This window comes from Orrella dioscoreae, from assembly GCF_900089455.2.
GTDB lineage: Bacteria > Pseudomonadota > Gammaproteobacteria > Burkholderiales > Burkholderiaceae_B > Orrella > Orrella dioscoreae.
This window is the reverse complement of sequence record NZ_LT907988.1, coordinates 134672-146828: the sequence shown is the minus strand read 5'-3', so window position 1 is coordinate 146828 and position 12157 is coordinate 134672. Positions and strand designations below refer to the sequence as shown.

Annotated in this window: 13 protein-coding genes and 4 tRNA genes; all 17 read left to right on the top strand. The window is 63.0% G+C overall.

Going from position 1 to position 12157, the window contains the following annotated elements:
• Positions 1-62 precede the first annotated feature (62 nt).
• The 17 genes from ODI_RS00740 (at position 63) to rplL (ending at position 12100) form a co-directional block, all read left to right on the top strand.
• A complete protein-coding gene (locus ODI_RS00740; RefSeq protein ID WP_067758458.1) occupies positions 63-959 on the top strand; it encodes a LysR family transcriptional regulator in 897 nt (298 codons plus the stop codon).
• Positions 960-1256: 297 nt separating this feature from the next.
• Positions 1257-3176, top strand: coding sequence for a tRNA uridine-5-carboxymethylaminomethyl(34) synthesis enzyme MnmG (gene mnmG / locus ODI_RS00735; RefSeq protein ID WP_067758455.1), 1920 nt, complete (start codon positions 1257-1259; stop codon positions 3174-3176).
• Entirely contained in the window at positions 3177-3866 is a 690-nt protein-coding gene (rsmG, locus tag ODI_RS00730; protein ID WP_067758368.1) for a 16S rRNA (guanine(527)-N(7))-methyltransferase RsmG, read from the top strand. It begins immediately after the preceding gene.
• On the top strand, positions 3863-4657 hold the full coding sequence (locus ODI_RS00725; RefSeq protein WP_067758365.1) for a ParA family protein: 795 nt from the start codon (positions 3863-3865) through the stop codon (positions 4655-4657). The genes rsmG and ODI_RS00725 overlap by 4 nt, the downstream gene beginning before the upstream one ends.
• Before the next feature lie 52 nt (positions 4658-4709).
• Positions 4710-5627 (top strand): ParB/RepB/Spo0J family partition protein, encoded by a 918-nt coding sequence (locus tag ODI_RS00720; RefSeq protein ID WP_067758363.1) that lies wholly within the window; start codon positions 4710-4712, stop codon positions 5625-5627.
• The gene (locus ODI_RS00715) at positions 5620-6609 is read left to right on the top strand and encodes an asparaginase (protein WP_067758361.1); all 990 of its coding nucleotides are present in this window, start codon (positions 5620-5622) and stop codon (positions 6607-6609) included. The genes ODI_RS00720 and ODI_RS00715 overlap by 8 nt, the downstream gene beginning before the upstream one ends.
• 118 nt (positions 6610-6727) lie before the next feature.
• Positions 6728-6814, top strand: a tRNA-Tyr gene (locus ODI_RS00710).
• Positions 6815-6948: 134 nt separating this feature from the next.
• Positions 6949-7022 (top strand) — tRNA-Gly (locus tag ODI_RS00705).
• Positions 7023-7067: 45 nt separating this feature from the next.
• Positions 7068-7142, top strand: a tRNA-Thr gene (locus tag ODI_RS00700).
• A gap of 66 nt (positions 7143-7208) precedes the next feature.
• Positions 7209-8399: an elongation factor Tu gene (tuf, locus tag ODI_RS00695; RefSeq protein WP_067758359.1), complete on the top strand. Its 1191-nt coding sequence runs from the start codon at positions 7209-7211 to the stop codon at positions 8397-8399.
• Between the two features lie 158 nt (positions 8400-8557).
• Positions 8558-8633: transfer RNA gene (locus ODI_RS00690), tRNA-Trp, on the top strand.
• Positions 8634-8679: 46 nt separating this feature from the next.
• Complete coding sequence (gene secE, locus ODI_RS00685; RefSeq protein WP_067758357.1) at positions 8680-9060, top strand: preprotein translocase subunit SecE; 381 nt, start codon at positions 8680-8682, stop codon at positions 9058-9060.
• Positions 9061-9070: 10 nt separating this feature from the next.
• Positions 9071-9604 (top strand): transcription termination/antitermination protein NusG, encoded by a 534-nt coding sequence (gene nusG, locus ODI_RS00680; protein WP_067758354.1) that lies wholly within the window; start codon positions 9071-9073, stop codon positions 9602-9604.
• A gap of 62 nt (positions 9605-9666) precedes the next feature.
• Complete coding sequence (gene rplK / locus ODI_RS00675; RefSeq protein ID WP_067758351.1) at positions 9667-10098, top strand: 50S ribosomal protein L11; 432 nt, start codon at positions 9667-9669, stop codon at positions 10096-10098.
• A gap of 2 nt (positions 10099-10100) precedes the next feature.
• Positions 10101-10805: a 50S ribosomal protein L1 gene (gene rplA / locus ODI_RS00670; RefSeq protein WP_067758348.1), complete on the top strand. Its 705-nt coding sequence runs from the start codon at positions 10101-10103 to the stop codon at positions 10803-10805.
• Between the two features lie 310 nt (positions 10806-11115).
• Positions 11116-11640: a 50S ribosomal protein L10 gene (gene rplJ, locus ODI_RS00665; RefSeq protein ID WP_067758345.1), complete on the top strand. Its 525-nt coding sequence runs from the start codon at positions 11116-11118 to the stop codon at positions 11638-11640.
• 79 nt (positions 11641-11719) lie between these two features.
• Entirely contained in the window at positions 11720-12100 is a 381-nt protein-coding gene (gene rplL, locus ODI_RS00660) for a 50S ribosomal protein L7/L12 (RefSeq protein ID WP_067758341.1), read from the top strand.
• Positions 12101-12157 lie beyond the last annotated feature (57 nt).

The window sequence follows — 12157 nt, the reverse complement described above, 5'->3', positions numbered from 1 at the left end:
CGAGCTGATCAATGGCGGATAATTTGCAGGACTTTCAACATCGGGTTGGGAATGAGGCGGGCATGGACAGGATCAAGGCCATAGAAGTCTTCGTTGCCGTGGTAGATAACGGCAGCTTGACCCGTGCCGCGGAGCGGCTGGACGTGACGCCAGCGATGGTGGGCAAGGTGTTGGCGCAACTGGAAACCCACCTGGGCGTGCAATTGATACGGCGAACAACCCGTCAGCAGAGCCTCACCGATGCGGGTCGGCGTTTCTACGAGGAAGGCCGGCGAGTATTGGAGCAATTGTCATGGGCGGAGGCATCCGTGACGGATCTTCAGGCACAAGGACAGGCAACGCTGCGCATCTCCTGCGCCACCACGCTGGGCCAATGCTTGATCGCACCGGCGCTGGCGGGTTTTCAGCAAGAGCATCCCAATGTCCGGCTTGTGCTGGAGCTGAGCAACAGCCATGTAAATCCTGTTGAGGAAGGATTCGATCTGCTGCTTCGCGTTGGCGCACTGGATCCGGACCTCGATCTGGTCGCGATACGTCTTGGGGACTATCGCATGGCGTTGTGTGCGTCTCCTGAGTATCTTGCCGTGCACGGCACGCCGGAACACGTCGAGCACTTGGTCAGCCATCGGTGTCTTGGAAACCTCGTTTGGAATAGGCGTTCCACGTGGAACCTGTTGATCGGGGAAGCGCCGCAGCCCTGGCCCGACGCGATCTTTCTGAGCAATGATGGCCCGGCATTGAGACAGGTTTCGCTAGCAGGCGGCGGCATCCTGCTTCAACCGGAGATGTTGGTGGAAGAGGATATCGCCTCCGGAAGGTTGATTCCCCTGCTTGAGGATTACCTGCCCGCGTCTCGGCCTATACATGCTCTGTATCGTCGGGACAGATTCCCGCTGGCGAAGGTATCGTCATTGGTGGATTACCTCCGACGGACCTTGAGATCAACGCTCCAGGATTGATCGCTATCGGGTGTTCCACGTGGAACATGCATTTTGCTTTGAGCTCCCGCGCAACGTTGGTTGTTTCACGTGGAACACGAACTCTCATTGTTCCACGTGAAACAGAACGCCAATGTTCCACGTGGAACATGGATCTCCCGCTCGGATATATCCCCAGGTGCTGGACACGACAATTACCTCAGTGCATTCATCGAGTGAGCCCGTCTCCCTTCCCCAACGCGCTTGATGTTCCACGTGGAACCAAAAGAGCCCCGGCACTATAATCCCGGTTTGATCTTTGCCTTACCCATTCCCATCATGGATTTCCCCCGCGAATTCGACGTCATCGTGGTCGGCGGCGGTCACGCCGGCGCCGAAGCTGCGCTGGCTGCCGCACGTGCCGGTAGCGCCACCCTGTTGCTGACCCACAATATTGAGACGTTGGGACAGATGTCCTGCAACCCGTCGATCGGGGGTATTGGTAAAGGCCACCTGGTCCGTGAAATCGATGCCCTGGGCGGTGCGATGGCCATTGCCACAGATGAGGCAGGTATCCAGTTCCGCATCCTGAATGGTTCCAAGGGCCCCGCGGTGCGTGCCACCCGTGCCCAAGCAGATCGGGTGCTTTATCGCAAAGCCATCCGCGGCCGCCTGGAAAATCAAGAAAATCTCTGGCTCTTCCAACAAGGCGTCGATGATTTGATGGTGGAAGGCGACCGTGTGGTGGGGGCCGTTACCCAGATTGGTTTGAAGTTTCGCGCGAAGACGGTGGTGCTGACTGCAGGCACCTTCCTGAACGGCCTGATCCACGTGGGACTGCAGAATTACTCCGGCGGCCGGGCAGGCGATCCGCCCGCGACCTCATTGGGACAACGCCTCAAGGAGCTGAAGCTACCGCAAGGGCGCCTGAAGACCGGGACGCCGCCGCGCATCGATGGCCGCAGCATCAACTACAGCGTGCTGGAAGAACAACCCGGTGACCTGGATCCGGTGCCGGTGTTCTCCTTCATGGGCAATGCGGCGATGCACCCTCGCCAGGTGCCTTGCTGGATCACCCACACCAATGCCCGGACCCACGACATCATCCGTGGTGGCCTGGATCGCTCGCCGATGTATAGCGGCGTGATCGAAGGCGTGGGGCCGCGCTATTGCCCGTCCATCGAGGACAAGGTCCATCGTTTTGCCGACAAGAACTCGCATCAGGTCTTCCTGGAGCCTGAAGGCCTGGATACGCATGAGGTCTATCCCAACGGCGTCTCCACCAGCCTGCCGTTCGACGTGCAGCTGGATCTGATACGGTCCTTGCCCGGTTTGGAAAACGCACACATCCTGCGTCCTGGCTATGCCATCGAATACGACTACTTCGATCCGCGTGGATTGAAGAGCAGCCTGGAGACGCGAGCCATCCAGGGGCTTTTCTTTGCGGGTCAGATCAACGGCACGACGGGCTACGAAGAAGCCGCGGCACAAGGCCTGCTGGCTGGCGTGAACGCCGCGCTGCAAGCCCAGGGGCGTGAACCCTGGGTGCCGCGCCGCGAAGAGTCCTACCTGGGTGTGCTCGTCGATGACCTGGTCACGCGGGGCGTCACCGAACCTTATCGGATGTTCACGTCGCGTGCGGAATACCGGCTGAGTCTGCGCGAAGACAATGCCGATCTGCGCCTGACCGAAATTGGCCGCAACCTGGGTATCGTGGACGATGCCCGCTGGGAGGCTTTCAATCGCAAGCGCGACGCCGTCGCCGCGGAAGTGCAGCGCTTGAAAAGCAGCTGGGTGCATCCGCGCAACTTTTCGTCGGATGCGGCCGAAGCCTTGCTCGGCAAAGCCATTGAACGTGAGTACTCGCTATCAGATTTGCTCTCACGCCCCAACGTGTCTTATCGCCGCCTGATGGAAGCGCCCAATGGCCTGGGCGAGCTACTGGCCGGTCCTGGCCTGCCAGAGGGCGAAGTGGCCGAGCAGGTCGAGATCCAGATCAAGTACGCGGGCTACATCGCCCGGCAGCAGGACGAGGTGCGCAAGCATGCCCACCACGAGGCCCAGCGCATCCCCGAAGACATCGATTACGACGCGGTGACCAGCCTGTCCTTCGAGGTGCGCCAGAAGCTCAAGGCCGCGCGCCCCGAAACCGTCGGCCAGGCCGCCCGGGTCTCGGGCGTCACGCCCGCCGCCATTTCATTGCTGCTCATCCACTTGAAGCGCCTGCAGTACGGCTCGCGCAATCGGCGGGCTGCCTGAATGCCGCCCGTCACCGCTAGTACCGACCACGCGCCTCGCCTGGCGCGTGCAGTGCAGGTCCTGGGCCTGACCCTGGATACGGTCCAGCAGGCCGCGCTGCTGGCCTATGTGGGCCAGATGCAGCACTGGAATCGCACCTACAACCTCACTGCGCTGCGGGATCCCGAGCAGATGCTGATCCAGCACGTCTTCGACAGCCTGTCGCTGGTGGGGCCGCTCGCGCGGGTCCTGGACGCGCGCGGCGACGCCCAGGCAGGCGCGCGCATCATGGACGTGGGCTCGGGCGGCGGCTTGCCGGGCGTCGTGCTGGCGATCGCGCGGCCGGACTGGCAGGTCACTTGCGTGGACGCCGTCGAAAAGAAAACCGCCTTCGTCCGCCAGATGGCCGGCGTGCTCAAGCTGCCGAACCTGAAGGCCACGCATTCGCGTGTCGAGCAGATCGAGCCCGCCCAATGCGATGCCGTGGTCTCGCGCGCGTTTGCATCGCTGGCGGATTTCTCTAGACTGGCGGGCCGGCATGTCGCCGAAGACGGCTGGCTCGTCGGCATGAAGGGTCGCGAACCCGACGACGAAGCGCAGGCGCTGCAGGAAGACAACGCGTGGGACATCACCCGCGTCGAGCCGCTGACCGTACCGGAATTGCAAGCACAACGCTGCATCGTGTGGATGCGCCGCAAAGGAAACCCATGACCGCCCATCGTTCCAAGACCGCCCGCGTGTTCTGCATCGCCAATCAGAAGGGCGGCGTCGGCAAGACCACCACGGCCATCAACCTGGCCGCGGGTCTTGCCGCGCACCAGCAGCGCGTCCTGCTGGTGGACCTGGACCCGCAAGGCAACGCGACCATGGGCAGCGGCATCGACAAGAGCGCGCTCAAGCACAACCTTTACCAGGTGCTGATCGGCGAGGCGACGGTGCGCGAGGCGCGCGTGACGGCTGAATCGGGCGGCTATGACGTCCTGCCCGCGAACCGTGAGCTCGCTGGCGCCGAGATCGATCTCGTGCAGATGGAAGACCGCGAACAGCAGTTGCGCCAGGCGCTGGCAACCGTGGGCGAAGACTACGACTTCGTCCTCATCGATTGCCCGCCCACGTTGTCGCTGCTCACGCTGAACGGCCTTGCGGCCGCGCATGGCGTCATCATCCCGATGCAGTGCGAATACTTCGCGCTGGAAGGCCTGTCCGACCTGGTCAACACCATCAAGCGCGTGCATCGCAACCTCAATCCGGACCTGCGCATCATCGGCCTGCTGCGTGTCATGTTCGACCCGCGCATGACGCTGCAGCAGCAGGTCTCGGCCCAACTCGAATCGCACTTCGGCGACAAGGTGTTCAGCACCATCGTGCCGCGCAATGTCCGTCTGGCCGAAGCGCCCAGCCACGGCATGCCCGGGGTCGTCTACGACCGCAATTCGCGCGGGGCGCAGGCCTACCTGTCCTTCGGCGCGGAAATGATCCAGCGCGTGAAGACGCTGGACTGACATGGCCGGCAAGGCCTCCGCAACACTTACACCAAGACCAAGGAACCAGAACATGGCAAGCAGAAAACCCAAGGGACTGGGACGCGGCCTGGATGCGCTGCTCGGCTCGGAAGGCCCGCCGCTGGCCACGCTGGGCAAGGAAGACGCGCCCAGCCTGCCGCCCGCGGTGCTGCCCGTCACGAAAATGCGCGCGGGCAAGTACCAGCCGCGCACCCGCATGGATGAAGGCGCGCTGGCCGAACTGGCCGAGTCGATCCGCGCACAGGGCGTCATGCAGCCCATCCTCGTGCGTCCGCTCGACGGCGACGACCAGGGCAAGTACGAGATCATCGCCGGCGAACGCCGCTTCCGCGCCGCCAAGCTGGCGGGCCTGAAGGAAGTGCCGGTGCTGGTGCGCGAAGTGCCCGACGAGAACGCCGCGGTCATGGCGCTCATCGAGAACATCCAGCGCGAAGACCTCAACCCGCTGGAAGAAGCCCATGGCGTGCGCCGCCTGCTCGACGAGTTCGGCCTCACGCACGAACAGGCCGCGCAATCGATCGGCCGTTCGCGTTCCGCCACCAGCAACCTGCTGCGCCTGCTGAACCTGGCGGAACCCGTGCAGACCATGCTGCTGGCTGGCGACATCGACATGGGCCACGCGCGTGCGCTGCTGGCCGTGGATGCCGCCACGCAGATCCTGTTGGCCAACCAGATCATCGCGCGCCGCCTGTCGGTGCGTGAAGCCGAGAAGCTCGTGGCGCGCGCCGTGCGCGAAGCCGAGACCGGCAGCCCCGCCGCGCGCAAGACCGCGGCGCCCAGCCGCGACGTGACGCGCCTGGAAGATGCGCTGTCCGATCACCTGGGCACGCGCGTCGCGCTGAAGGTGGGCGCGAAAGAGCGCGGCCAGATCGTCATCGACTTCCACGGCTGGGAACACCTGTCGTCCCTGCTGGAAAAGCAGGGCCTGGGCGGCGTGCTCGATGCCTGAACGCGCCCGCGTCGCCTTGCTGGCCACCGGCGGCACCATCGCCGGCGGCCAGGCGGAGGGCCTTGCCTATGCGGCGGGCGCGCTGCCTGTCGAGGCATTGCTGGCCGCGGTGCCCGCACTGGGCGCGCTGGCCGCGCTGCAAAGCGAGCAGGTCGCCAGCGTGGGCAGCCAGAACATGACGCTGGCCGTGTGGGATGCCCTCGCCACGCGCATACAAGCCCTGTGCGACGCCAAAGACGTGGATGCCGTGGTCGTGACGCACGGTACCGATACGCTCGAGGAAACGGCTTATTTCCTCAACCTCGTGCTGCGTACCGACGTCCCGGTCATCCTGACCGGCGCCATGCGGCCGCCCGATGCGCCGGATGCCGACGGTCCCGGCAATCTGCGCGATGCCGTGACGGTCGCGGTCGAGGCCGATGCGCGCGGCCGCGGCGTGCTGGCCGTCATGAACGGGCGCGTCTATGCCGCGCGCGATATTCAGAAAAGCGCCGCCAGTGGCGTGGATGCCTGGTATGCGCCCGGCCACGGCGTGAGCGCGCGCGTGCAGGGCGTCAACGTGCATTGGTCGCACGATACGCGCGGCGTGCACACCGCGCGCAGCGAATTCGCGCCCTGGCGCGGCCAGGCCCTGCCGCGCGTGGGCATCCTTTATTCCCACGCCGACCTCGATGCCGCCACCGCGCAGGCCCTGCTGGATACCGGCATGAAGGGGCTGGTGCTGGCCGGCGTTGGCAGCGGCAACACCACCGACGCGGTGCTTTCCGTGCTGGCTGACGCGGCCCGGCGCGGAGTGGCGGTGGTGCGGGCCAGCCGGACGGGGTCCGGCGCCGTCGTGCGCAACCAGGAAGTCGACGACGACGCGGCAGGTTTCATCGCCTCGGGCACCCTCAATCCCCAGAAGGCGCGCGTGCTGCTGGCGCTGGCCCTGTCGCGCGGCGTGTCAGGGCAGGGCCTGCAAGCCTGTTTTGACCGCTACTAAGCGGTCAGCAAGGCCTTTTCGATACGGCGCAGCGAATTTTTTTGCGGAATTCGTGATCCGTCCCGCAAAACGATTTGACACGGCCCGAAAAAATACCCATAATCCTTCGTTCTCTTGCGGAGAGATGCCCGAGTGGTTAAAGGGGGCAGACTGTAAATCTGTTGGCCTTGCGCCTACGTTGGTTCGAATCCAACTCTCTCCACCAAAAGACCCGCCCTCTGCCAGCAGTCCGGACACCCGCCGGACGTCCAGGCAGGCAAGTGGCCGCAGCAGTCAATGCTGCCGTAAGTGCAAGGCAATGCAGTAACGCAAGAAAGCAGTACGAGTGTTGGGAATCCCGCGGGTGTAGCTCAATGGTAGAGCAGAAGCCTTCCAAGCTTACGACGAGGGTTCGATTCCCTTCACCCGCTCCAAGCTTTAGCGCCGGTGGCGCGTGCAGGTAGCGCGCTGACGGACATGCCCATGTGGCTCAGTGGTAGAGCACTCCCTTGGTAAGGGAGAGGTCACGCGTTCGATCCGCGTCATGGGCACCACAATCATCTGTTCCAGTCTCCGGTCCTATCCACCTCCGGGGCTTCCATCCCAGTCAGGAGTCCGTCATGGCAAAAGGCAAGTTTGAACGTACCAAGCCGCACGTGAACGTGGGTACGATTGGTCACGTTGACCACGGCAAAACGACGTTGACGGCTGCGATCACGACGGTTCTGTCGACGAAGTTCGGTGGCGAAGCCCGAGGCTACGACCAGATCGACGCGGCGCCGGAAGAGAAGGCCCGTGGTATCACGATCAACACGGCACACGTCGAGTACGAAACGGAAACGCGTCACTACGCGCACGTTGACTGCCCGGGCCACGCTGACTATGTGAAGAACATGATCACGGGTGCGGCGCAGATGGACGGCGCGATCCTGGTGGTGTCGGCCGCGGACGGCCCCATGCCGCAGACGCGCGAGCACATCCTGCTGTCGCGCCAGGTTGGCGTGCCGTACATCATCGTCTTCCTGAACAAGGCGGACATGGTCGACGACGCCGAGCTGCTCGAGCTGGTGGAAATGGAAGTCCGCGAACTTCTGTCGAAGTACGACTTCCCGGGTGACGACACCCCGATCGTGAAGGGTTCGGCCAAGCTGGCGCTGGAAGGCGACAAGGGCGAACTGGGCGAGCAGGCCATCCTGAAGCTGGCCGAAGCGCTGGACACGTACATCCCGACGCCCGAGCGCGCGATCGACGGTACGTTCCTGATGCCGGTGGAAGACGTGTTCTCGATCTCGGGTCGTGGCACGGTGGTGACGGGCCGTATCGAGCGCGGCGTGGTGAAGGTCGGTGAAGAAATCGAAATCGTGGGCATCAAGCCGACGGTCAAGACGACCTGCACGGGCGTGGAAATGTTCCGCAAGCTGCTGGACCAAGGTCAGGCGGGCGACAACGTGGGCATTCTGCTGCGCGGCACCAAGCGTGAAGACGTCGAGCGTGGCCAGGTGCTGTCCAAGCCGGGTTCGATCAACCCGCACACGGACTTCACCGCCGAGGTGTACATCCTGTCGAAGGAAGAAGGCGGTCGCCACACGCCGTTCTTCAACGGCTATCGTCCCCAGTTCTACTTCCGCACGACGGACGTGACGGGCACGATCGAGCTGCCGGCCGACAAGGAAATGGTCCTGCCGGGCGACAACGTCTCGATGGTCGTCAAGCTCCTGGCCCCCATCGCCATGGAAGAAGGCCTGCGCTTCGCCATCCGTGAAGGCGGTCGTACCGTCGGCGCCGGCGTCGTCGCCAAGATCCTCAAGTAATACCCTGGTGAATCATGCCGCGCCCCGCGCGGCATGATTCGTCAGAACGTAGTACCATGAGGGGTTGCCGAGAGGGAACTCCTTTTGTCGATACGACAGATTGCAAGACTTGATGCCCGCGAATCGCCGTTGGCGTCAAGGTAGTACCGAAAGGTTCTAGGGGCATAGCTCAATTGGCAGAGCGTCGGTCTCCAAAACCGAAGGTTGTAGGTTCGATTCCTACTGCCCCTGCCACCGCGATATTGCGGTCAGCGCCCTTTCGGCGTGGCCGCGTCAAAAGATGACGAACACCAGCGTAGAAACAGTGACCAGCACCACCGACCGGCTCAAGCTGGGCTTGGCCGTGCTCGTCATTATTGGCGGCATTGTCGGTTTTTCCGTGCTGAGCGCCGAACCGATGGTCCTGCGCATCGGCGTTTTCGTCGGCAGCCTGGTCCTCGCCGCCCTGATCGCCTGGTTCAGCGAACCTGGTCGCCGCACCCTGAGCTTTGCGCAGGAATCCTATCACGAAGTCAAGCGCGTCTCCTGGCCTACCCGCAAGGAAACCGTGCAGATGACAGGCATCGTGTTCGCGTTCGTTGCCGTCATGGGCCTGTTCCTGTGGCTGTTGGACAAGGGCATCGAGTGGCTGCTGTACGGCGTGCTGCTGGGCTGGAAATAAAGGACGCCGCATGAGCAAGCGTTGGTATGTCGTGCAGGTCTACTCCGGCATGGAGAAGAGCGTTCACAAGGCGCTCATCGAGCGCGTCGAGCGCGCGGGCCTGCAAAATGAATTCGGCCGCATCCTTGTGCCCTCCGAAGAAGTCGTCGAGGTCAAGGGCGGTCAGAAGTCGATCACCGAACGCCGGATTTTCCCGGGCTACATCCTGGTCGAGCTCGAGCTCACGGATGAAACCTGGCATCTGGTGAAGAACACGAACCGCGTCACCGGCTTCCTGGGCGGGTCGAGCAATCGTCCCACCCCCATTTCCGAGAAGGAAGTGGAGAAGATCCTTTCCCAGATCGAGGAAGGTGTCGAGAAGCCCCGCCCCAAGGTGCTGTTCGAAGTGGGCGAAATGGTGCGCGTCAAGGAAGGTCCTTTCGCAGACTTCAACGGCAACGTCGAAGATGTGAACTACGAAAAGAGCAAGGTGCGTGTGTCCGTGACCATCTTCGGTCGCGCCACCCCTGTCGAACTCGATTTCAGCCAGGTCGAAAAGACCTGATTCTCAACCCCGGGGAGTGCGCCGTTTCGGCGTCGCACGTTTGAACCCGCAAGGAGCAAAGCATGGCGAAGAAGATCGTCGGCTTTATCAAGCTGCAAGTGCCGGCTGGTAAGGCCAATCCGTCCCCCCCCATCGGTCCGGCGCTCGGTCAGCGCGGCCTGAACATCATGGAATTCTGCAAGGCGTTCAACGCCAAGACCCAGGGCCTGGAGCCCGGTCTGCCGATTCCGGTGGTGATCACCGCTTTCGCCGACAAGAGCTTCACCTTCATCATGAAGACCCCGCCTGCGACGGTCCTCATCAAGAAGGCTGCCGGCGTGCAAAAGGGTTCGCCCAAGCCGCACACCGACAAGGTTGGCACGCTGACCCGCGCGCAAGCCGAGGAAATCGCGAAGACCAAGTCCCCGGACCTGACCGCGGCTGACCTGGACGCCGCCGTCCGTACCATTGCTGGCAGCGCCCGCAGCATGGGCATCACCGTCGAGGGGATCTGATCATGGCCAAACTGTCCAAGCGTACCGCCGCCCTGCGCGCGAAAATCGATCGCAACAAGACCTACCCCGTTTCCGAAGCCCTGTCGCTGATCAAGGAAACCGCCACCGCCAAGTTCGATGAGTCCGTCGACGTGGCCGTGCAGCTGGGTATCGATCCCAAGAAGTCGGACCAACTGGTCCGTGGCTCCGTCGTGCTGCCCGCCGGTACCGGCAAGAGCGTGCGCGTTGCCGTGTTTGCCCAAGGCGACAAGGCCGAGGCCGCCAAGGCCGCCGGCGCCGACATCGTCGGCCTGGAAGACCTGGCTGAACGCATCAAGGCTGGCCAGATGGACTTCGACGTCGTGATCGCTTCGCCCGACACGATGCGCGTGGTCGGTGCCCTGGGCCAGGTTCTGGGTCCCCGTGGCCTGATGCCGAACCCGAAGGTCGGCACCGTCACTCCCGACGTCGCCACCGCCGTCAAGAACGCCAAGGCCGGTCAGGTTCAGTACCGCACCGACAAGGCAGGCATCATTCACGCCACCATCGGCCGCGCGTCGTTCGGCGTCGAGCAACTGCAAAGCAACCTGGCTGCCCTGGTTGACGCGCTGAACAAGGCTCGTCCCGCTGCTGCCAAGGGTGTTTACCTGCGCAAGCTGGCCGTTTCCTCCACCATGGGTGGCGGCGCGCGCGTGGAAATCGCTTCGCTGACGGCCCCCGCCGCCTAAGTCCAGGCGGGCCCTTCGGGCCGTCAAGCTTTACAAGACTTTGGGCTGCATCCGGACTTCTCCGGATGCTGCTGTCAAAGACCGCTGGAGCCCAAGCCAGCCCGTGCAGTCCGTCCTAACGGTTTTTCGGAACCGTCGGGCGGGAAGCACGAACAGGCAAGGGCTTAATACCGTGGTGCAGATCACGGATCCAGCGCAGACGGCGTCCCACGGAAGATTTCTTTATTGAAGATCTCGACCAGGTTCGCCGCATTCGGTTGACGCAAGGAACAACGATGTTCCGCGCGTTTTTTGATGGAGTGTTCAAACCGTGAGTCTCAATCGCCAAGAGAAAGCGGTAGTCATCGAGGAAGTCTCGGCAGAAGTTGCCAAGGCCAAGTCGATCGTTATCGCTGAATACCGTGGTCTGGACGTCGCCTCTGTCACCGTACTGCGCAAGACTGCGCGTGAGTCGGGTGTGTACCTGCGTGTTCTGAAGAACACGCTGGCCCGTCGCGCTGTGAACGGCACTGCCTTCGAGCAGCTGTCGGCACAGCTGACCGGTCCGCTGATCTATGGCATCAGCGACGATCCGGTCAAGGCGGCCAAGGTGCTGGCTGATTTCGCAAAGAGCAATGACAAGCTGGTCATCAAGGCGGGCGCACTGCCCAACAGCCTGCTGACCGTCGATGGTGTGAAGGCCCTGGCCAACCTGCCGTCGCGCGAAGAGCTGCTCTCGAAACTGCTGGGCACCATGCAAGCCCCGATCGCGCAATTCGCACGTACGCTCAACGAAGTTCCGACCAAGTTCGTGCGCGGCCTCGCCGCTGTGCGCGACCAGAAGGCCGAAGCCTGATCCGCTTCGACCCACGGAATTTCGCCGACGGGCGACCCCCCATACCTGGCATACCTTTCAATATTTGGAGTTTTAGAAAATGGCACTTAGCAAAGCTGAAATCCTCGACGCCATCGCTGGCCTGACCGTTCTCGAACTGTCGGAACTGATCAAGGATCTGGAAGAAAAGTTCGGTGTGTCGGCTGCCGCCGCCGCCGTGGCTGTCGCCGCTCCCGCTGCTGGTGGCGCTGCCGCCGCTGCTGAAGAGCAGACCGAATTCAACGTCGTGCTGCTCGAAGCCGGCGCCAACAAGGTCAGCGTCATCAAGGCCGTGCGTGAACTGACGGGCCTGGGCCTGAAGGAAGCCAAGGACCTGGTTGACGGCGCTCCCAAGCCCGTCAAGGAAGGCATCGCCAAGGCTGACGCCGAAGCCGCCAAGAAGAAGCTGGAAGAAGCTGGCGCCAAGGTCGAACTCAAGTAAGACCTGCTTCAGTTTGCCCGGGGAAGGTGCTTTTTGCCCTCCCCGGGCTTTTGCGTT

Bases quoted from the DNA above. Each gene is read 5' to 3' on its own strand.
- ODI_RS00740 (WP_067758458.1), top strand. From the start codon at position 63: ATGGACAGGATCAAGGCCATAGAAGTCTTCGTTGCCGTGGTAGATAAC.
- mnmG (WP_067758455.1), top strand. From the start codon at position 1,257: ATGGATTTCCCCCGCGAATTCGACGTCATCGTGGTCGGCGGCGGTCAC.
- rsmG (WP_067758368.1), top strand. From the start codon at position 3,177: ATGCCGCCCGTCACCGCTAGTACCGACCACGCGCCTCGCCTGGCGCGT.
- ODI_RS00725 (WP_067758365.1), top strand. From the start codon at position 3,863: ATGACCGCCCATCGTTCCAAGACCGCCCGCGTGTTCTGCATCGCCAAT.
- ODI_RS00720 (WP_067758363.1), top strand. From the start codon at position 4,710: ATGGCAAGCAGAAAACCCAAGGGACTGGGACGCGGCCTGGATGCGCTG.
- ODI_RS00715 (WP_067758361.1), top strand. From the start codon at position 5,620: ATGCCTGAACGCGCCCGCGTCGCCTTGCTGGCCACCGGCGGCACCATC.
- tuf (WP_067758359.1), top strand. From the start codon at position 7,209: ATGGCAAAAGGCAAGTTTGAACGTACCAAGCCGCACGTGAACGTGGGT.
- secE (WP_067758357.1), top strand. From the start codon at position 8,680: ATGACGAACACCAGCGTAGAAACAGTGACCAGCACCACCGACCGGCTC.
- nusG (WP_067758354.1), top strand. From the start codon at position 9,071: ATGAGCAAGCGTTGGTATGTCGTGCAGGTCTACTCCGGCATGGAGAAG.
- rplK (WP_067758351.1), top strand. From the start codon at position 9,667: ATGGCGAAGAAGATCGTCGGCTTTATCAAGCTGCAAGTGCCGGCTGGT.
- rplA (WP_067758348.1), top strand. From the start codon at position 10,101: ATGGCCAAACTGTCCAAGCGTACCGCCGCCCTGCGCGCGAAAATCGAT.
- rplL (WP_067758341.1), top strand. From the start codon at position 11,720: ATGGCACTTAGCAAAGCTGAAATCCTCGACGCCATCGCTGGCCTGACC.